The 24,739-nt window shown below is 34.0% G+C and carries 14 protein-coding genes; 8 read left to right on the forward strand and 6 right to left on the reverse strand.

Going from position 1 to position 24,739, the window contains the following annotated elements:
- Positions 1-556: 556 nt before the first annotated feature.
- Entirely contained in the window at positions 557-1,138 is a 582-nt protein-coding gene (gene cysC, locus ACP6PM_RS30770) for an adenylyl-sulfate kinase (RefSeq protein ID WP_426590682.1), read from the reverse strand.
- A gap of 332 nt (positions 1,139-1,470) precedes the next feature.
- Here cysC and ACP6PM_RS30775 point away from each other — a divergent pair, with 332 nt between their 5' ends.
- From ACP6PM_RS30775 to ACP6PM_RS30800, 6 genes are all read left to right on the forward strand, one after another.
- Complete coding sequence (locus ACP6PM_RS30775) at positions 1,471-2,898, forward strand: SLC13 family permease (RefSeq protein ID WP_426590683.1); 1,428 nt, start codon at positions 1,471-1,473, stop codon at positions 2,896-2,898.
- A 3-nt stretch (positions 2,899-2,901) separates the two neighbouring features.
- A complete protein-coding gene (locus ACP6PM_RS30780) occupies positions 2,902-3,336 on the forward strand; it encodes a hypothetical protein (RefSeq protein WP_426590684.1) in 435 nt (144 codons plus the stop codon).
- Positions 3,337-3,488: 152 nt separating this feature from the next.
- Positions 3,489-4,328, forward strand: a complete 840-nt coding sequence (locus ACP6PM_RS30785) for a substrate-binding domain-containing protein (protein ID WP_426590685.1) — start codon at positions 3,489-3,491, stop codon at positions 4,326-4,328.
- Positions 4,329-4,956: 628 nt separating this feature from the next.
- Positions 4,957-5,436, forward strand: coding sequence for a Uma2 family endonuclease (locus tag ACP6PM_RS30790; protein ID WP_426590686.1), 480 nt, complete (start codon positions 4,957-4,959; stop codon positions 5,434-5,436).
- A gap of 740 nt (positions 5,437-6,176) precedes the next feature.
- Positions 6,177-8,237: a sensor histidine kinase gene (locus ACP6PM_RS30795; RefSeq protein WP_426590687.1), complete on the forward strand. Its 2,061-nt coding sequence runs from the start codon at positions 6,177-6,179 to the stop codon at positions 8,235-8,237.
- Positions 8,238-8,461: 224 nt separating this feature from the next.
- On the forward strand, positions 8,462-9,745 hold the full coding sequence (locus ACP6PM_RS30800; protein ID WP_426590688.1) for a tetratricopeptide repeat protein: 1,284 nt from the start codon (positions 8,462-8,464) through the stop codon (positions 9,743-9,745).
- Between the two features lie 541 nt (positions 9,746-10,286).
- Here ACP6PM_RS30800 and ACP6PM_RS30805 read toward each other — a convergent pair.
- The 3 genes from ACP6PM_RS30805 to ACP6PM_RS30815 form a co-directional block, all read right to left on the reverse strand.
- The gene (locus ACP6PM_RS30805; RefSeq protein ID WP_426590689.1) at positions 10,287-10,943 is read right to left on the reverse strand and encodes an SDR family oxidoreductase; all 657 of its coding nucleotides are present in this window, start codon (positions 10,941-10,943) and stop codon (positions 10,287-10,289) included.
- A 610-nt stretch (positions 10,944-11,553) separates the two neighbouring features.
- Complete coding sequence (locus ACP6PM_RS30810; protein ID WP_426590690.1) at positions 11,554-17,793, reverse strand: tetratricopeptide repeat protein; 6,240 nt, start codon at positions 17,791-17,793, stop codon at positions 11,554-11,556.
- Positions 17,794-18,832: 1,039 nt separating this feature from the next.
- Positions 18,833-19,882: a calcium-binding protein gene (locus tag ACP6PM_RS30815; protein ID WP_426590691.1), complete on the reverse strand. Its 1,050-nt coding sequence runs from the start codon at positions 19,880-19,882 to the stop codon at positions 18,833-18,835.
- A 2,447-nt stretch (positions 19,883-22,329) separates the two neighbouring features.
- Here ACP6PM_RS30815 and ACP6PM_RS30820 point away from each other — a divergent pair.
- Both ACP6PM_RS30820 and ACP6PM_RS30825 read left to right on the forward strand, forming a co-directional pair.
- Positions 22,330-22,896 (forward strand): DUF1802 family protein, encoded by a 567-nt coding sequence (locus ACP6PM_RS30820; RefSeq protein WP_426590692.1) that lies wholly within the window; start codon positions 22,330-22,332, stop codon positions 22,894-22,896.
- Positions 22,897-23,143: 247 nt separating this feature from the next.
- The gene (locus ACP6PM_RS30825; RefSeq protein ID WP_426590693.1) at positions 23,144-23,266 is read left to right on the forward strand and encodes a hypothetical protein; all 123 of its coding nucleotides are present in this window, start codon (positions 23,144-23,146) and stop codon (positions 23,264-23,266) included.
- 893 nt (positions 23,267-24,159) lie between these two features.
- Here the strand turns inward: ACP6PM_RS30825 and ACP6PM_RS30830 are convergent.
- Both ACP6PM_RS30830 and ACP6PM_RS30835 read right to left on the reverse strand, forming a co-directional pair.
- The gene (locus ACP6PM_RS30830) at positions 24,160-24,471 is read right to left on the reverse strand and encodes a hypothetical protein (protein WP_426590694.1); all 312 of its coding nucleotides are present in this window, start codon (positions 24,469-24,471) and stop codon (positions 24,160-24,162) included.
- 60 nt (positions 24,472-24,531) lie between these two features.
- Positions 24,532-24,714, reverse strand: a complete 183-nt coding sequence (locus ACP6PM_RS30835) for a hypothetical protein (protein ID WP_426590695.1) — start codon at positions 24,712-24,714, stop codon at positions 24,532-24,534.
- Positions 24,715-24,739: the final 25 nt, after the last annotated feature.

Here is a 24,739-nt window from a genome sequence, read left to right on the forward strand (position 1 = left end):
ACCCTACTTCCTACTTCTGATATGTAGCAAACTTTTTTATAATTGGGATAAAACTTTTTAGCATATACACTCTTCCTTGTAACTTTTAACTTCTTTAAAATGCTATAATACCAATTTTAAAAAAGAATGTTACGAATAATAAGCACTATTATAAAGACTCAATAGTCCATGTCTATTTGACGAAAAAGATGATTTACGACATAAAAAATGGTATTAAACTTATTCATTCTGACTCCTGACTCCTGACTTATAAGAAATAGCCTAGCTATTTATAGCCAACATTTATAAATTTCGTATAATACCAATTCCCATGCATTAATGCTATACTTAGATAACACTTCAGTTATTAATTAATTAATTAACACAGACCGAATATTTTTTTTTGCTAATTATTAGCAAATTAATGTTAATTATTAATATTTTTACTTTTCTCCTACTACCCTACTCCCCTGCTCAATAAAATGTAGAAAAGTTTTTGATAAATGGTATAATATATCCCAGTTTTACGATTAATAAACAGATGCTCGAAAAGCGTCAAACAGAGTTAAATTAACTTCTAAATATCAAAAAAATAAGCACTACTATCAGAATAATCGCGAGGCTTTAAATAACCTAAATTTACCATTTTCAGTATAACTTTTTCTTTACTTTCTACAACTGTTTCCAAGTCAGTACGACATTCAACATCAGGGTTAACTGGTGCTTCATAAGGTAAGTCAATACCAGTAAATTCTTGAATTTCTCTTGCTCTAGCAAGTTTGTAAAGTCCTTTTTTATCCCGTGTTTCACAAACTTCTAGAGGTGCATTAACATATACTTCAATAAAGTTGCCAATGCGTTTTTTTACCTCAGAACGAACTTCATTATAAGGAGAAATAGCAGATACTAAAACAATCACACGATTACGAGTTAAAAGATGGGCTAAAAAACCTATTCTCCGGATATTTTCATCTCGGTCAGCTTTACTAAAACCCAAACTTTTACCAATGTCTTGACGTACAACTGTACTATCAAGAATTTCTACTGTGTAACCAAGCGATCGCAACTCTTCTGCCACAGCAAAACTTAGGGTGGTTTTGCCAGCACAGCTTAAACCAGTAAACCATACCGTTAGACCAGTTTGATTGTTATTTTCCATGCACAAAATCCTCTTAAAAACAAAGTTTAAATCCTGACTAAAAAAAGGGATTTAAAGTTCTATTAATCTATTGACTTAATATTTTGACTATGATAACATTAATATTTAGCTTGTAGCAATTAAAATCTAATTTTCACCAGATGTAAATACTAAATCAATAATAAAAAATTATAGTCAACTAACAAGATTATCTCAATCTCCCTAAATAAAGAATCTACCAGTAAATCTTTTCAATAAAAATTTAATTTTTAATCCTTCCTGTTCCCTGTTCCCTGTTCCCAACTTCTGTAACAAGTATAATCAAATCTCCACGTCAAAACTTATTCATATCAATGGAAAATATCAAATATCTTCGTACTTGGTTACGCATATCTCGTCAACCTCAGTACCGTTGGCTTTGGTTTGTAGCTGCGGCACTAATATATATAGGTATTCTTCTGTTTCCCATGACAGGAGTAGAAAAAGAAGCAAAAGGAGCTTTAGCAGTATTTGGAGTTACAGCTTTTCTGTGGGCAACTAATACTCTACCAGTAGCAGTCACAGGCTTAATGGTACTATTTTTAATTCCCCTCAGTGGCAGTATGTCTCCCACAGAAACCTATGCCTATTTCGGTAATAAAGCAGTATTCTTTGTATTAGGAGCATTTATTCTAGCCAGTCCTATTCAACGTTCCGGACTTAGCACTCGTCTTGCTCTAACAGTAGTTTCCCGTTTTGGCAATACCCAAAATACCCTAATTGCCTCTATCTTAATTCTTTCTGCCCTAATGTCCTTTGTGATTAGTTCCTATGCAGTCACGGCCATGTTATTCCCGGTGGTTATAGAAGTTGTTCAAGCAGCAGGTGCAAAGCCAGGTGGACGTTTTGGTCTAGCAGCATTTTTAGCCTTGGGATGGGGTTGCGGTATAGGTGGTATTGCAACTTTACTGGGGGGAGCTAGAGCACCTCTAGCATTAGGAGTGCTCCGCAGCACAACAAAAGCAGAATACGATATTACTTTTGCCGAGTGGTTTATTTGGTCTATTCCCTTAGTTGTCCTCATGTTAATAGTTTGTTATTTTCTACTATTACAAATAGGAAAAGGTCAAGTAGTTTCTTTATCTAACGCCCGAAAATTTCTCGGAATTAGAGCAAAAAGCCTTGGTGCAATTTCATCAAGAGAAGTTGGTACATTGGTATTAGTGACGGGAATAGTTTTATTATGGATTTTTAGAGGAAAAGCTTGGGGACTAGATACAATAGCTTTCTTTGGGGTTATGTGTAGCTTCATTTGTGGTTTGGCAAGTTGGCAAGAAGTAGAAGAGGATGTTAACTGGGGTATTTTTTTGATGTATGGTAGTGCTATTGCTCTAAGTGCAGTTTTAAGAGATACAGGAGCAGCACAAGCATTGGCAGAAACTTTATTGGGATCGTGGATTAATTCTGGTATTGTTTGTTTTGTGGCAATGGTTTTGATTATTACTTTTTTGACAGAGGGAATGAGTAATGCTGCTGCAGTAGCAGTTTTGATGCCAGTTGGACTTGCTTTGGCTGCTAAATATGGAATAGACCCAAGGGCAATGACATTGGGTATTACTTTGCCATCGGGTTTAGCTTTTCTGTTACCAGTCAGTACCCCGGTAATGGCCATTATTATGGGTAGTGGTTATGTGTCGCCTTCTGAAGCTTTTAAGCGTGGGTTGTTGCTAAAATTAGTGGGGACTTTGATATTCTTGGCAATGGCGAAATTTTATTGGCCTTTATTTGGGTTGGGAGTGTAAGACATGAGTATCTGGTTGGTGGTTGCAAATCCCTATGCTTACGATAAAGCAATGTGGAAAGCAGTTTCAGAAGCACAACAAAATCAAACTAAATTGAGAGTTGTGTTTTTTATTAATAATAACTCAATTCATGATGTTATTGGTGAATTGGGGCAAAGTGGTTGGTTGGGATCTAATCCTTTGCATAAACTACAAAACTCTATGTTGGAAGGTTATCGTGCTTTAGCTGGTGATGTTTTGAAACGGGTGAAACGTAAAGCGAAAGAAAAGGAAGTGGAATTAGAAACTCAGGAAGTAATAGAAAAAACTACTATAGAGGAATATATCTTTGAGCTTGTAGAAGAAGGTGCAACAAAAATTGTGATTGCTGGTCCCCAGTTACTTACTGCTAAAATCGGAGACTTACCAAATATAGCAGAGTATATTGAGGAAGATTAGGAATTTTAACGGACTCAGAAGTTAGAAGTCAAATTCTCACTTTATTTTTTTGATCGAATGATGATGAATTTTAGACTAGGAAATGTTTTTATAACTGTTCCTCGTTCTCTTTTCCCTACTATAGTTGAATCAATTTATGTAGTGAGTAGTATATGAAACTGAAAAATTTATTAATTGCATTTATGGGGATATTAACTGTGGGAACCGTGACCAGTTGTACTGGGAATAGTGACCGCCAAGAAAGTTCCCAGGAAGAAATTAAAATAGGTGGTTCTTCTGAAGGTTATCCCATTATCGAAATATTGGTAGATGCTTATGAAAATGACTCTATTGAAATTACCTTTATGCCTAGTAGTCAAAGCAGTGGTGGTATTAGAGGTGTTCAGGATGGCTTAATTAATATCGGGGTTATTAGTAAGCAACTGACAGCAGCAGAAACACCAGAAAATCTTAAATACATACCCATAGCAAAAAATTGCCTGGTTTTGATTACTAATGAAAATGTCAAAGGAGTTTCCAATCTCAGCACCGGGGAAATTCAAGGTATCTACAATGGTACTATTAGCAACTGGAAAGAGTTAGGGGGACCTGATGCTAAGATTGTCTTATTAGACATACCTGAAGATGAAACAGAAAAGCAGATTTTCCGAGAACATCATTTAGGAGAAAATCTTCAAGTTGTATCAACAGCGATTCTTTTTCAAGAAGTTCATCATATTCTTGAAGCTGTAGCAACTACACCTTACAGTATTGGTATTATGTCAAATTCGGAAAAGCTAAAAGAGTTGACTATTAATATACCCAGTATTAATAATATTGTTCCTAACAAGACTAATATACAGAATCGTAAATATAAAATGAGTCAAACTATTGGAATTATTTTTTCTCCTCAAGCTACTTCTGGAACTCAAGAATTTATTGATTTTGTTGTCAGTCGAGAAGCTAAGGAAAAATTAGAATTAGCTAATTACATAGTTGTAGACAAAAATTAGGTCTGAAACAATATTCTTTTCAGACGCCAATATTTAGATATCAATAGGGATATGCGATCGGCAGTCAGCTTTCATTAGCGAGAAGCTTCAGAGGAAACCTCGCCATATGCAATCGACCAAGAGAGCGGTTGTTTGCCGAGCATTCTGTAGGATGGGATGGATGGGTTACCTAACCATATCCAATCGACCAAGAGAACAAAAAAATTCCTTTTAACCAATCCTATCTGTTTTAAAAAGAGGTAATAATTAATTATTAATTATTGAACGCTTTTAGGGAACACTTAACTGGGAACAGGGAACAGGTGGGAGTTTCAGTTTTTTTATCTACTTTTTGATTACCCGTAACCTATTTAGGATTTGGTATAGTAATACTATAGACCTCTCCGGAAAAGAGGGAACACTTAACTGGGAACAGGGAACAGGGAACACTTAACTGGGAACCCACCCCTAACCCCTCCCAGGAGGGGAGTAATTGATAATTTATGGATAATAATTGATTCTATTTTTAATTTTCACCAGATGTCTTATGAGAAAAAAAAGATTTTTGGTGTAGGGGTTTGGTAGATAAACCCCTACAAATTTTTATGCTATCTATCGAGCTTTTTTTGAACTCATTGAAAAAATAATATTGATTCATGGAGCAATCAATCTGATACTAAAAGTTAACCATCAATTTCAAAGTTTTGAGGAATATTTATCATACAATGATAATTCAGAAAATTTTTATGAATTATTTAATGGAGAATTAATTGAAGTGCCTCCAGAATCAGGTTTAAATGTTGAAATTGTTAATTTTTTATTGCTGAAATTTGCTTTACTTTTAGGTCATCGTAGAGTCCGGGGTCAAGGATTAAAATTGGAGGTGAGAGGTGAACCTAAAAATCCCTATACCGATCTGACTATTATCCGAGAAGAACATATTCAACAATTATCAAAACGGAATACAATTCGCCTGTCTATGTCAACTCCTTTATTAGTTGTTGAAGTTGTTAGTCCTGGAGAGTTACAAAGAGAAAAAGACTATATTGCTAAAAGAATTCAATATCAAGATTGTGGTATTCCTGAATATTGGATTGTTGATCCAGAAACTCAAGGCATATTAGACTAATTTCATAAAATATTTCTACAATGTGCTTGTTCTTAGGAGTCAACCCACCCCTAACCACTCCCTAGTGGGGAACTCAGTCGGACCGAGTCAGTCTGTAAGAATTTATAATATTTATTTGTTCTGAGAGTAAAACTGTTCTATTTTTGACTAAAAATAGTCTGATAACTATAATAAATTGTTTTTGATTAAGGGATAATTTGATTTCTACTCCCGAGGTAGGCAGCAAATTTACTAACAGTTTGGTGATTACTTTACTGTAACTATCTTATTTTAATTTGCTATTAGTCTTAGAATTAACAGGAACAACTTATGCAGAAGTTGGAAGCTTTTCTGATAATGATTTAGTATCATCTCCTGGATTTATGGCCATTATTTAAAAGTTTCCGCAGTCTTTGATAGAGAAAATTAAGTAGCGATAGAACTCCTTTACGCTTTGCGATAAAACTACGTTTCGCTTTCGCGATCGCCGACGTAACAAGAGAAAGAGCAAGGGAGTAAGGAAAAGTTTTCTGGCCAATGGCAGATGACTGTCATAGAATGGGATATAGAGTATGATTAATATCTATTTCTCTATAGCAATCCGCGCATAGGTTGTGACAAATTAAAAAGTAAATAAAAAAGTTGAAACTCCCACCTGTTCCCTGTTCCCAGTTAAGTGTTCCCTAAAAAGCAGTAAGATTTTTGCCACGAATAAAATAGGATTGCTATATTCGATCTGCTAATGAAAAATAATAAAAAAAATGATTGGGATGAAAAACCAAGTAATTATCCATAAAAAGGTATTTAATAGATGTTTATTTCCTTTAATTGAATCAGTGAAAAATATTCAGTTCAACCCTTATTCAAATCTACCTTTAAGACAAAAAATTAGTTTGCCGTTTGTTTTAGTATTCCTGGGAATCTGGATTTCAGGAACCTTGAGTATTGGTTATTTCTTTGCTCGATATACTGAAAAAAAGGAAATAAAAGAAGTCAAAAATATTGCTTCATTGGTTTTAAGAGGATTCCAAAAAAAAATTAAGCAGATGTACTTAGATGCTAACTTACTGGTGGAGGTAACAAAAGTTCAAAAAGCATTAAAATCAAAAAATACAACAGAAATTTTACAACAATTATTACCTTTAAGAATAAAATTATCTCTAGATTTAATGCAGGTTGTAGATAAAAATGGCAATCAGTTAGCAGATTTGCGCAGTTCCACACTTTACCAGGCAAAAATCGCTAATCAAACAGCAATTTCACAGGTGATTAATGGGGTAGATTTCTCTAGCGTTGTTGCGGCAGAAAAACCAGCACCATCTATATTAATAGGAACTGCACCAATTAAATCTAATCAAGGAGTTATTGGCGGTATTATTGTTGGTAGAGCTGTCAGCGATAAATTACTAGAAGAAGTAACTAAAGGAATAAGTGAAGATATTATTGCTTTGCAAAATGGAGAAATAATTGCTTCTAGTTTCCCAAAAGCTTACACTTTTTCTGATGAAATAATTCAAGAATTATCTCATAATAACTTAAAAAAAATTAAAATTGGCGATGAATTCTACATTACTAAAACTATAACTATATTAGGGTTAGATGCTACTGAATTAGAATTAGTTATCGTATCTTCTATAACAGATTTAGAAGTAACAAAAAGAAATTTTTGGATTTTGATTGGTTCATTATCTTTCCTAGGATCGGTAATAGCTATTGTAGTGGGTTACTTAGTATCAAATTTAATTGCAAGTCGAGTTAGTATAATGACTAACGCTACAGAAAAGTTAGCTAGTGGTGACTTAAAAATTAGACTTCCTGTTATCTATAACGATGAAGTAGATAGGTTAGCCAAAGGATTTAATATAATGGCAGAACAACTCGAAGCACGGGAGCGAAAAATTCAACATCAAATGCAACAGTTAGAAGAAACTTTAGAAAAGCTGTTGACAACTGAAGGAATTTTAGGCAGACTTTCGAGTAATCAAGCTCAATTAGTTCATACAGAAAAAATGTCAAGTTTAGGACGTATGGTAGCAGGAATTGCTCACGAACTTAATAATCCTGTGAGTTTTATTTATGGGAATGTTGACCACGCAGTTGAATACTTTGATGAGTTATTAGAACTGATTAATGTTTATCGGCAAGAATATCCTGAACCTACACCTTTAGTTAATGATATTCTCTCAGAAATAGATATAGAATTTTTGGAAGAAGACATACATAAGTTATTAAATTCAATGAAAAATGGTGCAGATAGAATTGGTAATATAGTGAGAAATTTGCGGACTTTTTCCAGGTTAGATGAATCAGGGAAAAAGTCAGTGGATATTAATCAAAATATTGAGTCTAGTCTGTCAATTTTGCAGCATCGTTGTTATTCTTCTAAGAAGATAGGAAATCAAAGTGAGAGGCAAATTCAGATTATGAGAGAATACGGGGATTTGCCTCCAGTTGTTTGTAATGCTGGTAAGTTGAATCAGGTATTTTTCAACATTATTGAAAATGCTATAGATGCTTTGGAAGCTTCAATAGATAAGGCAGAAAAAATTAAGAATCCGCAAATTTTGATAAAGACAGAAGTGACAGATACTAATTCGGTAAAAGTCAAAATTGCTGATAATGGTTGTGGGATGAAAGAGGAAGTTAAAACAAAGATATTTGACCCTTTTATGACTACTAAATCTGTCGGTTCAGGAACTGGTTTAGGATTGTCTATTAGCTACTCAATTGTGGTGGATGAGCATCAGGGAAAGTTGAGTTGTATTTCTGCTCCAGGAGAGGGAGCGGAGTTTTTAATTGAGATTCCCATTTACGGAAGTTAAAAGTCAAAATCAAGGGAATAGGGAATAAGGAATAGGGAAGAGAAAAAAAATACTGTATCTTATTAAAGGAAATAGAGAATAGGGAAGAAAAAAAAATATTGTATATAGCAATTCTATTTCATTTGTAATATTTTGGTGGCAGTTAGGAGCCAGGAGTCAGGATTTATAATTTTCAATTTATAGAATAAAAGTGCTAGGATGATTCATAAAATAAATTTAGTGCCATGGAACAGGAAATATATAGTCAAGCTGTAGCTAAATCTCGTGCTGAAAAATATCAAGAGGCAATTCAAGATTTTAGTCGAGTTATAGAAATTAATCCTAACTTTGCTGCAGCTTATTATGGTAGAGGTTTGGCAAAGTTTGATTTAGGAAATAGAGAAGAAGCAATAGTAGATTATACTCAAGCTTTAGCAATCAATCCTAATTATATAGATGCTTATTTAGGTCGTGGTATTGCTAGGTTGATACTAGGAGATATTTTGGGAACTATTACAGATGCTAATCAGATAATTACTATTAATGGTAACTATGCTCCAGCATATAAATTGTTAGGTAATGCTTACCGTAAACAAGATAATCAAGCAGATGCAATTGATAGTTTTAAGCGTGGTGCAGAATTGTATTTAGAACAGAAAGATGCTGTTAATTGCCGGAAATGTTTGGATAATATTAAACAGTTGCAAAATTTAACCTCTACTTCTGCCAAAACTGACACTAATGTTCAGTGGGAAAAAGGTGATAGTAAAACATTTTTAACTCGAATGTTGAGAAGATTTGAAAAAGGCGATCGCCAGGGAGCAATAGCAGATTTAAACTGGGCATTAAAAGTAGATGCTTCAGATTCTCAAGCTTATTGTTGTCGAGGAATTATTCGTTATAAACAAGGGGATAATTTAGGGGCAATATCAGATTTTAATCAAGCTTTGCAATTTAATAATCAAGATGTTTTAGCTTATCGAAATCGGGGTATGATTCGTAGTCAAATGGGAGATTTTAAAGGATCGATCGCTGATTTTGATGCTGCTTTAAAAATTGAACCAAATAATTCATTTATTTATGTCACTAGAGGCAATGTTTATCGGGATATGGGTGGGTATCAAGAGGCAATAAAAGATTATGAACAAGCATTAAAAATTAATCCCAATGAAGCTCAAGCTTTTTATAACCGGGGAATTATTTATTCCCGTTTAGAAGAAATGACAAAAGCTATAGATGACTATCAGAATGCTGCTAAATTATTTGGGGATGCTGAAGACTGGAAGAATTATCAAAAAACTTTGGATAATTTGAAGAAAATTCAGACAACTGTACCTCGTGAGAATCAGAATATTGAGGAAGATACTAAGTATAAGCAACTAGAACAACAACTGTTAAGAATGGTTGGCGGATATTGGGAAATGGCAGAAAGATTAATTGCAAAAGTTCAAGAAAAATATCCTGGTAGAGATAGGATTTGGTATTTAGAAAAAGTTATATCTGATTGGCAGCAACAGCAGGATAGTTGATTCATTAAGGAATGAGAATTTTATTATCTACATAAGTTAAATTGCCTAAGTTCCATACCGTATGAGTTATGAAAAAAAGTTCTGTACTTTATTTAATTCTCATTCTTAATTGATAATTAATAATGGATAATTACCTTTGGTTAAAACCGTAACGGAATTAAATCTAAAGAAATCTTATTTCTTTTTTTTCTCTTGAAACAGAAGGCAATAAAGTCGAATTGATTAATTATCAATTATCCATTGGTAATTTGATGATACAGCATATTTCGGATAAATGAGGTACAAGGTAAATGGTGAAAGTATTGTAGTGCGGGCATCTTGCCCGCAATGGGTGTACCTCATAACAACGGAAAGCGCTGTAAGTATTTCCTGCGGAATGCTGCACCAAAAACTATTAGCAGTCAGCTATAAGCAATACCTAAGTGCGGGATCTTGCCCGCTATTAGTGTACCTGAGTGAATGGTAGATGGGGATGAACAACACCACTTCATGGGAGCATCTTGCTCCCACTGTTGCCTTGAGAAATACTAACCTTCAAAGCTTAAGTCCTGTTACCATAAGTCATGTTGCGATCTATAGCTGAGAAAACTTGATTTTTAGCAGTTTCGGAAGTTAAACATTCACAGACTAACTGAGCTACATCAGCTCGATGAATACTTCCTGCAATTTTATAGTCTGTAGTTAAAAAACCATTACCTGTAGCTGGTTCCGACTTTAAACCACCGGGACGAATAATAGTATAAGTTAATCCACTATTAATCAGGTGCTGCTCTGCTTTTTCTTTTTCTAGCAAAACCGGACCGAGAGTTTCTAATGCTTGGGGTGGTAAAGCAATTGCACTTTCACCGCTACCGATAGAGGAAATGAGAATAAACTGTTGTACCTTAGCTTTGACAGCAATATCAATCAGATTTTTATTACCCAAATAATCAGCACGCTCACCATCTTTGGGTAAACCACCAATAGTGCTGATGACTGTGGCGATCTTTTCCTCTCCTAGCATTGCAGTTTCCACAGATGCTATATCTAAAGCATCACCTATGACAACTTTAATACCCATTGCCTCCAATTCGAGTTTAGTATCGGGTGAACGTAATAATGCTTTAACTTTGTGATTTTCTGCAATTAGGCATTTAGCAATTTCTCGCCCTACCCCTCGACTTGCACCAGCTAAAAAAATGTAAGATTCAGATGTCATATTTGTAATATTCTTTTTTTACGCTTGGTATTATATAGCAATTCCCAAAAAGCGTGAGGTACAAAATTCTTTGGTTTTAGGGAGTAGGGAGTAGTAATTCTGGTTCCGTAGGAATAGATAAAGAAGAAACGCAAGTGTACCTCATTAGGCTGGGAAACGCTATAATGCTTTTCATTAGATAAGCTAAGACATATTTAAACTGGGTATTAGCAAACTAGGGAAGAAACCGTAAAACCCTCCCCCCATCTCCCTATCCCCCCATCTCCCCATTAGCGACAATAACCAATTTAGATGCTTAACAGCTTAGTTAATTATGACTCAAGAGTCGTAGGGATTAATGGCCATTAACTCCTAAAGGTTTTTGTTTGTAACTTGAGCCATCAATCTGAAAAGCACTATAGAACCCATTTGGGATCTATTTAGAGATGGGGAGATGGGGAGATGGGCGCATTTTTCTACCTTTTTCCCTATCCTATTTCTCTGACTCCTGACTCGGTCCTCCTGAGTCGGTCCTCCTTTGCCAAAAACCCGCAGCTTTGCAGAGATACACTTAGAGCTTCTATAAAGCAGTCTAACGATTCTTAGTACAAATTTATCGCGCTTGTAATCCTTAATCTGCTGAATTTCCTGTTAATTCAATGGCCCGTTGATAAGCTGCTACAGACTCGTCAAGTTGACCTATTTCTTGTAAGGCATTTCCTAATAAATGGTAAACTTCTCCCATATCTATATTATTCTCACTTTCAAGAAAAGTTCCTTGAGTTTTATTAGCATCTAATTTAATGACTTGCTCATAACAACCGATCGCCTCTTGCCATTCTTCTTTTTCTGCTAAAGCTTTACCTAAACCATAGTAAGATTCTATAGATTCAGAATTTAATTCTACTACTTGTCGATAATATTTAACTGCTTCATCCCAGTTTTGTTGAGAGCTAAATATTTCCCCTAAACTATAGTGAGCTTCCCACAATTTAGGGTCTAATTTAATAGCTTGCTCAAAACAAGTTATTCCTTGCTTTGTTTTACCTTCTTCTATTAAACCCTTACCTAAAGTACAGAACTCTTGAGGAGTTGTCCAACTGGGATGTTGGATGAGAGCATTATAAGATAGCTCCGCAGCTTCATCAACTTTTCCTTGAGCTAGCAAAACTTCAACTAAATTGCGATAACCATCTTTTAAGTCTGGAGCAAATTTAATTGCTTTTTGGTAAGCAGTTATAGCTTCTGAGTGTCGCTGCTGTTGAACGTATAATTCTCCTAAACTGACATAAACTTCGGCAAAATTTGGCTTTACTTCTAGGGATTTTTCATAAGCAGCGATCGCTTGGTCTATTTTATTCATCTCTACCCAAACTTTACCCATTATTTGATAAGCTACAGCATCAGGTTTAAGAGAAATTATTTCCTCACAAGTAGCGATCGCTTCATAGAATTTACTGTTGGCTAAATTTGCCTCTGCTTGTTTAATTAAGTCTGCTTGATTAACTTGAGGCGACTTCTCTTTTCCTTTTGTATTTAAAGATGAGTGCAAAATATCTTCAGGATTAATATTTTGGGGTTTACTACCGTTAAGTTCTACCTCTACTTTATTATTACTAAGCTCTTTAGCTTTTTGCTCGTAAATTATAGCTTCATCTAACTTACCCTGACGCTTCAAAGTAGCAGCCAAATTATGATAAGCAGCAGCATAATTTGGGTTTAATTTTATTGCCCGTTGATAACAGGATATAGCTTTAGTGAATTGACTTTGACGACACAGAGTATTACCTAAGTTTAGATATTGGTCGGGGGTAATATTTTCTGGTTCCAAAGTATACGCTTGATACCAACAGTCTGCTGCTTCTGATTGTTTGTCTATCTGAGACCATGCTTTAGCTAAGTTACGATATGCTCCAGCAAAATCTGGCTTGATAGCGATCGCTTGCTGATAACAGGATATTGCTTGCTCCCATGATTCTTCTTGTGCATAGAGACTGCCCAGGTTGGAATGAACTGAAGCATCTTGACTATTCAGAGATATTGCTTTTAGGTAATTTGCTTTTGCTTCCTGACGTTGACTAGCACTACCCATTTTTTGCTGGATATTGCCTAATATTTTGTAAGCTATTGCCAGGTCTGGTTTAACTGTTATTGCTTGTTTACATTCAGCGATCGCTTCTTCATATAATCCTTTTTGGTTATAAGCGGTTGCCTTTTGAATATAAACATCTGCTAGGGCGATCTTTGATGCTAGGGCGATCTCTAATTCTTTAGTATCAACAAGGTGAGCATTTACCTGTATAGCTGTTTGCTCGGAGTCTTCTATTTGGTCAGTGGGGGATAAATTATGTGTTTTATCTATTTGTTGTTCTGTTCTTTTTTTCTGGCTTTTTCCATTAGTATTACTTGAATTTGTTTCATCATAAAATAGTAAGTCTTCAAGAGAAAATTTTGCTGTATCTATTATATTAAAATCTATTTCTGCTTTTAAAGGAAAAGAATTATTTTCACCTTGAAGTCTGGGCATATTTGCAGATAGTTCTAAATCTTTTCTTGAGAATTGATTATTAGCATTAAAAACAGAGGTTACTTTACTAACTAGCTTATTGAAAAATCTAGCAAAATGTTTTGATTTTTCTTGGATAATACCAGGTTTTGTTACTAACTTAGTATCGCTCTGGTTGATTTGATAATTATTTCTTTCTGCATCATATTTATCTGCTATACCATCCTTCAGACTGTAAATATGAGGATTTATATAACCATTATTTCCATAAGTTTTAGATTGTGAATTTAAGTTTTGAGCATGACATTGAAGTTTTAAAGCTTCTCCTAAATTTTGATATGCCGCTGTTAAATTGGGATTAATTTTTATGGCATTGCAGTAGCATGATATTGCTCGATCTACCATATTCATTTGTAGCATAGTATTGCCCAGAATGAAATGTTCTTCTGCTGTTGCTGTTTCTGGTTCTAGAGAATAAGCTCGCTCCCAAAACTCAGATGCTTGTGCGTGCTTACCAACATTAGTTAATGCTGTTGCTAAATAACGGTAAACATCTGTCATATTTGGATTAATTTCCAAAGCTTTTTGATAACATTTTATTGCTTCTTGCCACTGTTGCTGTTGTCCGTACAAACTACCTAAATCTCGATAAATTTCTGGGTCTTTTGGTGCAATAGATATAGCTTTTGTATACCACTGCCAAGCTTCTGCTGGTTTGTCTTGGTTTTGCAGTATTTTGCCTAATTGTTTATAAGCTTCTACACCATCTTGATTTACAGTTGGATTGATTAATTTATTGTTGTTTTCTAGGAAATTATTTTTATTTTTATGTTCCGTTTTATGACGATTTATTCTAGCTGAGTTTATGGGAATAACTGGATTTACAGAAGATAAATGAGGCGATTTTTTGACTGAGCTATGATTAATATTTGATGGATTTGTTATCCCTAATTTAATCGCCTTGCGGTAACAGATATTTGACTCTTCAAAATCCCCGGTTTGGGATAATGCTTCTGCAAGATTTTGATATGCTACTGGGGAATTAGGATTTAATTTTAGGGCGCTACGATAACAAGATATAGCTTTTATTAATTGCTTTTGCTGGAGAAGAGTATTTCCTAAATTTATATATTCTGGTTCTGTGATTTTTTCAGGTTCTAAAAAGTAAACTTGATATTGATAATTTGCTGCCTCCGAAACCTTGCCTAATTTTTGGTATGCTTTGACTATATTACGGTAGGCTGGAGTTAAATCTGATTTGATATAAATTGCTTTTTGATAATATTCAATTGCTTCTTGCCATTGTTGTTTTTTGGCATAGAGAGTACCAATATTAACATAAGCCTCCGGAAAATCTGGTTGAATTTTAATAGCTCGGAAATACCAGTCAAAGGCTACTTTTATCTGCCCTTGGTTTTGGAGAATAATACCCATTGTTTTGTAAGCTGCGGCAAAATCTGGTTGATTTTTAATAGCTCTTTCACAAGCTGCTTTAGCTTCGTCTAATTTCTTTTGGTCTATATAGAATAAAGCTTTTTTGTGGAAGTGAGTAGCGGCTTCTGCCTGATTAACTTTAGATAGCATTTTATCACTTACTGCAGTTTTATTTGTATTGTATCCTTCCAATTTCTGGGAGGGTACAGAGGGATAAACTTTGGCATTAGAGAGTTTTTTCTCAAAAATAATCATATCTTGAGAAGTTTCTTCATTCTTAATAAATTTTAGTTTTTTCGGAGAATCTATTTTGATTATACTTGCCTGGGATAGCATTTTTTCAAGTTTACTAAAATTAATAATAATATCTTCCGTTAGAGGATTGGGATACATGATTTGGCGGATAGGATAATAGGAATATTCTTCTCCAATCAAGTAGTAATACTTTAATCCTAATTGTTGGCTAATGACCCAGTAATAATGTCTGATATAGTTAGGAGACACCAATTCAATAACGGTAGTTCCTAGAGAACAAAAAATAATGTTTGTCAACCCACTACCATGAGGAGAAACTATTATTTTGGCATTGGCAAATAATGTTACTTGTTCTAAAACAGAAAGAGTTTCTAGTTCAATGCTTATAAAGCCGTATTGACTTAATAAATCAACTATTTTTTCTTCATTAATAACTTTTCTATATTTAGCTTTATTCCTACTGATGTAAATTCTTTCAGGATAGGAATCATCTCCTTGATTATTTAATTTTTCTCCTAATGCCAAACCATCTTTAAATAAGCCATGATTGAAATTCTGGAAAAATGTTTGACGATGAAATTCTAGAGCAAATTTTTCTAGCCAACCCAAATGGCTAGGGAAAGACGGAACTATTAATTTTTTAGCTTGAATATAAGGATAGCGATCGCTTTCTATAATTTTTTCTTCTGGAATTCCTAATATCCGGAGAGTTTCTTTTTGAAATGGTTGTTGAATACTATTAATTAAAAACCAATCTATTTGCTCAAAATTTATGCCATTACGTCTTAATATTTCGATCCGGGGCAATATATCTACCATCCAATGAAAATAAACGTTTCCTGATAACCCGGATAAAACTGCTACTGTACCGTTTATTTGCTCTAAAGATGGTAATTTTTCTGTAGTAAAAAACTGATGGTTGTTGATATCGTATTTTTCACATCCTGGTAATTGACCAGGGTATTCGCGGGAGATTTCAGCTAATAATTGATTATTTTCATTAATAATGGCAATGGCATTACAAACCATCCAATTATTTTTTTGCGGAACTATCCATGCTCTACCATTTTCTACTTCTATGACAAATTTTGGTGTTTCTGGAAAGTCAACAGATGAAATATTTGTAGATGTTTGTATTTCTGTTGAAAAAGTATGGATACCATTTCCTAAATGAATTGGTTGAAGTTGTTTAAATATTCTTTTGAGACAAGATTTGCAGTTTAATCCCTGACATTCAGTTTCAGAAATTTTATCCTTGCTATCCTCTAATTTTTTTGACTGTGTAGGGCTTGAGTCTTGGGGTTTAGGTGTGAGGGAGGAAAGAATATTTTTTCCACTGAAATTGGCTGTCTTGGGGTTAAAAACTTCATTATTTAAACGGTGGATAAATTTTATTGGGATTGAATCTCCAAGCAAATTATTCTTATCTCCTAATTCAACAGTTGTGGATAAATATTTTGACTCTAACTCTAGATTCAATATTCTTTTAATGCCGTCTGCGTTGGAAATCTGTGGTGAATTATTTCTTGCTACTAAAACTTTTTCTAATGCTTGGTTAATGGAGTGGTTATCAGGTAGAACAGTCAACCCCAGGCGGTAAATTGTAATAGCCGTATTAAAGCGTTTTTGTTTTACCAAACTGTTCCCTAATTTCAGATACAAATCAACATTAAATGGCTGAATTTCTAATCCTTTTTTGTAATAATTTTCAGCTTGTGAATATTCACCATACTCAAATAATACATTTCCTAAATATAAATAGACTAAGGTTAAATTTTTTCTGACTGCTGCTAAATCTGATTTTTGTAGTGTTATCAGAAATTGAGTACAAGCTATTTTTACTTTTTCTAACTCATCTGACTCTGTAAATAAATCTGTTTGTTGACAGTAACTTTCCACAAAAGGATTATTGTTAATTACCTTTTGCAAATAGGGTATTGCTGCTTCGACTTTCCCTAATTCTAAGAAAGAAAAACCACAATCACTGTAGGCAGAAATATTTTCTGGTTGTTGTTTAATTACTTCCTGAAAATGAACAATAGCTTCTGAGTGTAAACCTTGTTTTTGATATACTTTGCCAAGATTATAACGGGCTACTATTAATTGAGGCTGTAATGCCAAAGCTTGCTGATAATTCGCAATGGCTTTTTCTACTTTTCCTAATTCTAAAAATGCTTTGCCCAAATCATTGTAGAGAGTCGAATCATCTGGTTTTTTAGTAATAGCTTGCTGAAGAATTTCTATAGCTTCCTTATATCTACCTTCCTTAACTAAAATACTTCCCCAGTTACGATAAGCCTGAATTTTAATTAGAATATTGGCAGTTCTATTTTCGCATAAATTAATAACTTTGTGATAACTATAAATTGCTCGTTCTATTAAACCTTGTTGTTCTAAAACAATGGCAAGATTATAATGAGCTTGAATATCCTTTGGGTAATAAGCTATCGCTTGTTGATAATGAGTAGAAGCTCCTAGTAAATTTCCCTGATGGTGAAAAATTATGCCTAAATTATAGTGAACAAATGGAAAATTTGGTACTAAAGTTAATGCTTCCTGGTATAAAGATATGGCTGCTTCAAATTTTCCCTGTTTTTGATATAAAAATCCTCTTGATGCTTTTTCTTGAGGTAACTTTAATATTTCAGGAAATCTTTCTGGAGATTCGTTATTCATATTTAGTTTCAGTAGTAGTGCATTATAATTAATTTTAAACTTTGAGTTTAAGCATTGAGAAGAGGAAGTAAAAGCAATTGATAAGAGACTGCTTGTAAAAGAAATATTAAATCTAGGCGTAGTGGACCGACACACCTAAAATACTGCATTAGCTTTTTTCCTAATCACCTCATCTCCCCATCACCCAATCCCCCCATTTTCTAATGCACAAAATTAGCTGTGTCAGTCTAGTAGAGTGGGTTAGGCGACAATACTTATATTGAGGAAGCAAACTCTTAACCGGGAGCCGTAATCCACCGAACATACGGAATATTAAGCACTATAGCTGTCTTAATCTTTGCTTGTGCATTCACTCTCTAGATTGAAAGAGAATTAAAAGTTATTGCCAAATTAGCTTCCCTTAACCTTAGCAATAATTATTCCAGGACTTACGCAGAAACCGGATTTATGAACTAAAATTTGTATTAAATTAGGGTAATAAACCTGGTTTCTTGGTTGGGATGCGTAATATCAAATCCGGGGGAATAAGACATAAAAAAATTCTCCAATCGTCATAACTGCTAAATCTTTGTGATTCTCTCTCCTCCTGAGGACTTGTGACCCGACCAATCTATAACTTTTTAACAGGATTTGATATAACTTCTATATTCATACCCCGCTCTTAAGGCTATCCCTGATAAGGAACTCCTAAAACCCTTTGATGATAAGGAGATGGGGGGGTGGGGAGATGGGGAGGTGGGGGGAGTTTAGCTTCTAATTAAATACGTTTACTCTCCTGAAATATCCATTGAATGGCAAATTCATAACTTCTTTCTAATGTCCGTGTTTTATGTTAAGAAAGATGTTTATAAAGCACACCTATTAATGGCTGGGTTTAAATTAGACATCTCCAATAATTGCACAGAAATCGTTAATTCTTTTCCCTTACTTCTGTAGGGACGTTGCATGCAACGTCCCTACTCCCTACTCCCTACTCCCTCTTTTCTGAAGAGGTCTATTATTAATTGCTGATAGCTAACTGCTAAGAGCTGAATGTTTATTATATTGTTTCAAAATCATCAGGACCAATATTTAGATTAGAATCTAATTGTATGAATTCTATCGCATTGCCATTTTCATCAATATAGTACATTAAACCTTGGTCTGAGTCGTAGACTAGATTCGCATCTGGGTTTTGAGCAAATTCAGCCAGAGTAGTAAATTCATTGGGGTCGAAATTACCATCAACAATTAACTGATCGAAGCTATTAGCATCAAGTTGTATTTTGTCTTCTCCTGGAGTAAAGTCAGTAAGAGTGTCAACTCCAGCATCTGCGGGAACAAAACTGTTGAGGGTATCAGAGCCAAATTCCTGAGTTCCATCGGGAGTAAATGTCTCATCCTCAAAAAACTCAAAACGGAAGATATCCTCTCCCTCACCTCCGGTAAGGGTATCGCTACCTTTACCACCTACCAAGAGGTCGTCACCTGAACCACCTTCAACTAAATCATCCCCTTTTCCTCCGAAAACTGCATCATCACCGCTACCTCCTCTAACCGTGTCATTACCACGGTTTCCCAAAACTAAATCGTTGCCTTCTTCTCCATCAACTAAGTCATTACCCTCCCCTTCTTCTCCATCACCATAGACACTATCATTTCCAGTACCACCTCTAACATTATCAGACCCTCTTTCTCCAAAAACTAGGTCGTCTCCTTCCTCACCTCTAACCAAATCATTACCTTTTCCTCCACGTATACTATCATTTCCCAGACTACCTCTAATCGTATCAGAACCTTGGTTACCGAGTAATGAGTCATTTCCCAGATCCCCACTAATCCAATCATCATCATCATTTCCGTAGACAGTATCGTTACCTTTACCACTAAAGATAGTATCTTGGTCTCCTCTACCTTCAATTCTATCATCTCTATCAAGACCTAGAATCAAATTCCTGTTATCTGTACCAAACAACGATTCGTTAGCATTATTAATTAAATCGATTATAACTTCTGCATCACTAAATTCACTAGGATCAATTGGTGGTCGCAGGATAGTTGGTTCCTGGTCGCCGAAGTCTTGTGGAATCTCTGGAATTGGAATTGACATACTAATTATTTATATTGATAATTTCATCAGTTAATGCGAAGTTTTAGGTCTAATTAAAGATCGTGACAACCTTTTCCTAAAATCTAACTTCACGAATAAATACTTGGGTTGACATATATCGCAACTGGTAGATTCACACTAATAATTTTTACATCTAAAATTAAGGATTTAAGCAGATAAAAAAACTCGTAATAATTCCTTCATTTAGATATATTGATAATAGTTCTATGTTCTATTCTTGAGAAAATTTACCCACGCGAAACCCGGTTGCGAGGAGAAATAGTTGGTTTGAACAATAAACATCTAGGAGCATAACTGGGTTTTGGAGGTTCGCTATGCGTAAGTCCTGATTTATTTATTAGGTTTTGTTTATATCGTAGACTTTTGATGCCATGATTTTGTTTCTGGATTTAGACTATTGCTACCTAGCTTCAGCATTTAGAAGTTCAAGATTTACTTTTAAGTCGCTTTTGTAATACTTAGAGAATGTTTTTCAAGCTGGTATATTAAAACTTATATATACATTGCTCATCCCCTAATAAATTTATACTATTCCCCACCTCACAAAGGGATTAAGATACTTTCTACCTCCTAAATCCACTAGATACTTTACAAATATCTTCTCAGACTTTTCGCAACTTCCGGTTAATATCTTCAAATTTTGCCAAAAAATTGCTAATGTTACAGGCTTTTTTTTGAAATTACAGCACTTTTTAGGATGGTCAAGTAGATTGTAGTCTTAATCTTAATCTATGTTCCCTGTTCCCTATTCCTTGTCTCCTATTTCTTCCACTCTGTTCTCTATTGCCCTCAAACTGTATAACTGATTAAATAGTAAATATAATAGACCTTTCTGCAAAAGAGGGAGTAGGGAGTAGGGAGTAGGGAGTAGGAGGAAATAATTGATAATTTTTGCGTATGGGATTGATTTGATTTTTGATTATCGGAAATGTCTAATAATTAGCATTCATTTATATAGCCATAAGCTTTGTTTCTCTCCCCTATTCCCTATTTCGTATTCCCGAAAATCAAAAACTTGTGTATCTCACCAATTTTATAATTGCTATGCTGATTATGTTCCAAGAGTGCATCTTGATGGATATTTATAAAATTATAAATTCAATATTTGATGTTGATATTTACTGAGCTTATGTGCGATATTCTCTCGATTAAATCCTGATATATTTACCTTTATAATTAGGTATTAAGTTATGTTTATGAGGAGATTGAATTACCTAACTCATTTCTGACTGATAGTCCTGCCATATGCTGTATAATCTTTAAGAAAAAACAAGTTTTTGATGTTTAGTTTGAGATAAATTCCTATTGGCACTAGAAATCCATCTCACTAACAATTCTATTTAATCTCGAAAGATTTAGTAGAATTGTGTACCTCTAACTTGATACTGCTGGGTTCAATTTGAAAAACAATATTAGATGGAAGCAGTAGAGAAATAATTAAAGATGCAGCAAGTCTACTTATAAGACTGGTTTTTTCTGATACTTTTCAGATAATTCATAGATTTTTCCAATCTTATTAGTTTTGATTTTGTCGCTATCTAATTAATTGTAATTTTGACAATACTAAACCCCTTATTATGAATAACAGGGAATACAACTGTTTAGGGATAAACTTTGAAACGTCCTCTTGTTTATCTTTTTTGTAATACTTAGAGAATGTTCTTTAAGCTGGTATATTAAGACTTATATATATATAGTTCATCCCTTAATAAATTTATCCTATTCCTCACCTCAAAAGGCCATAAGATACTTTCTACCTCCTAGATCGACTAGATACTTTACCGAATAATAAAGGTTTAAAGCCTCTCCTTTTAAGGAGAAAAAGCGATCGTTTGCGCAGCATTCCGTCAGGATGGGATGGATGGTTTACCTAACCATATCCAATCGACCAAGAGAATAAAAAAAATCATTTTGGTCAATCCTATCCGTTTTAAGGAGAGGTAATAATTAATTATTAATTATTGAAAAATATCGTCTCATACTTTTCGAAACTTCCGATTAATATCTTCAAATTTTGCCAAAAAATTGCTAATGTTACAGGCTTTTTTTGAAATTAAAGCACTTTTTAGGATGGTGAGCTACAGTGTAGTCTTAATCTTAATCTTCTGTTCCCTGTTCCCTATTCCTCTAAAATTCCATACCTCATCAAATAGTAAATATAGTAATTAACATTCATCTGTTAACCATCAGCTTTTTTCTTCTTCTGTCATTGTTTCATAGCGAGAATTAAAAGTATGAGGAAAACTAGATCAACTGATATTATCTCCAGTAGAATACTGATAAATAAATAATGACGAGAGAAGATCGAGTTATTTTTCGAGGGCTAATTGACAGGATATGATATAAACATTAGTTCTATAATCAATAATTAACCAGATTTTCAGATAACTATCAATTATTTCATTTGTAGGTATAAGCAAATAATTATGGAAAGTACTACTGCTGCTCTTAAAGAATGGAATGTTGCTGTGAATGCTTTAGAAAATGGTAACACAATTATGTTACTAAGAAAGGGTGGAATTAGAGAACAGGGAGGAAAGTTCAATATTGCACATCAACAGGTATTACTCTACCCAACTTTTGAACATCAACAGCCAAATTTACTCAAATCAAAATATGCCAACCAGGTGCAAATTGTAGATTCTGGTTGGCATCCTGAAAAAATTAAAATTAGTAGTTTTGCTGAGATTACTAATGTTTTACCAGTAAGTAATAAGTCGATTTTAAATAAGTTGTTTTTCTACCATATTTGGAATGAAAAGTTTGTCAGCGATCGCCTCAAATGGAAACCCCAACAAAGGCTTTATATTTTACTTTTGAGAACTTATAAACTTTCTCAAGTTTATGAGATTTTTTACCGCCCTGAATATAGTGGTTGTCGTTCTTGGATTGAGTTAGCTACACCAATCAATATTACCGACTTAGTTCCTGTTTTAAATGATGATACTTATTGGAGCTTATCCTCAGAAATTTGTCAATTTTTTACAGAGTAAATAATTAGGATTGGTATTTCATTAATGGATAATGGATAATTGATAATTACCTCTGGTTTTAACCGCTCGGGAATTGAATATAAGGAATATTTTCTTTGTTTTCCCCTATCCAAGGGGAGGCTTCAAGGCGCGAATTATTTAATTATTAATTATTAATTATTAATTATTAATTTTTCGGTAAGTAAACAGCAGTCAGCTATTAGCCATTAGTTTAAATAATTGATTAACATAATAATGATGATAATGATTGATTAGTGGGGATAAGAGAAATGACTCACTACTGGGTAAACAAGGCTCTGATACGGTTAGAGGTGATTTGGGAAATGATACTATACATGGAGGAAAAAGTTATGATTTGGTCAGAGGATAACATAGAAACTACTTTCTCAAGTATAATCCTAGTAAGGCTTTCATTCTTAGCATACAAATTCGTACCATTACTAAAAAGTTGCTAAACCCATATCATAGTATTTGAAGACTGAGCAAATGTCTAATAAGGAAGAAATTGTAAATTTTTAAGTCTAAAATTTTTAGGTATTAAAGGAATTTTTAGCCAATATTATTAAGGCTAAAACTGATAGGAATATTCTATAGATGTCTATAGTAATCCCAAATAGGTTGCGGGTAATCAAAAAGTAGATAAAAAAAACGAAACCCTGACTTGTTCCCTGTTCCCTGTTCCCTATTCCCTATTCCCTAAAAGGGGTAAGATTTTTATACACAAATAAAATAGGATTGCTATATCAAATGAAAATCACCGTAGTAAGATTGCAAAGGATCTATGAATTGTCAAAAAATAGCCCTAAAAAAGAAAACCAGTCTTATAAATAGACTGGTTACACCATTCATTTTTTTATACTTAATATCAGTACATAATACTGTACAAATATCAAAATAAACTAATTTTTTTGCTCTACTAATTAAGTCATATAAGAAAACGAAAATATATACAAATATTTTTAACCATTAAGGAACTAAGTTTACCTATATTGTGGTTTGCCTTAGTTAAAATAATGGTAGAAAACTTATGAATTTCCCCTCAGAATTAGTATTAATTTTAGATATAACTTAATGGCAGAATATTAACATATTAATGATTAGTCTGGCGTGGACAAAAAGAGCTTTACCGATATATTGGAAAATCTTAACCTATAAAGGAGCTAGTAATTTAACAGAACAAAAATCAGTAATTCGTCCAGTATTAAGACTATTAAAAAAATACCAAATAATGAGCGCAACAGATTTACATTAGCATAGCATAAATTAACAATAAAAGGTTTGAATTTGCCACTCTAACAACAAGGCACGACACTGAAGACAAGTTAAATCCTCAAGTAAACTAAGAATACCTGATTTTGTGGTAGGATAGACAGCGCCCAATAATTCGTTGGATATTGATACTGTGGAGTCTATTTTGGCAACAAAACCGTAAAGTTTTTGATTAGAAAATGAGCTATTAATTGCCCATCCAGTGGTATTGAGGGAACTAAGATGAATAATTGCTACTTCTGTTATTCCTAGTTCCCACTGTAAAATTTTTGGCACTGCTGTTACTGGTGTTTGTCCAGATGGCACTCTACCACCAGGAAAATCTAAAGTTTTCTTTCCCAGACCAGGGCGATATGTAGCAATAGGTCATAATAACTGCTCGGATTGAATCGTTAATATAATTACAGAATCAACCTTTTCTACCCGCCAATAATCAATAATTTGTCCTTGCTTATCTTGCAAATGTTCGCCAATTAAGGTCAACCAAGGAGAACGAATTTCGACAAAACTGTTTGGGTTTTCCCAGGAATTTTTGTTAGTAATATTCATATTTAGTAATCAGTTTTTATTGTAC

This window comes from Dapis brunnea BLCC-M229, assembly GCF_050015995.1.
Lineage (GTDB): Bacteria > Cyanobacteriota > Cyanobacteriia > Cyanobacteriales > Microcoleaceae > Trichodesmium.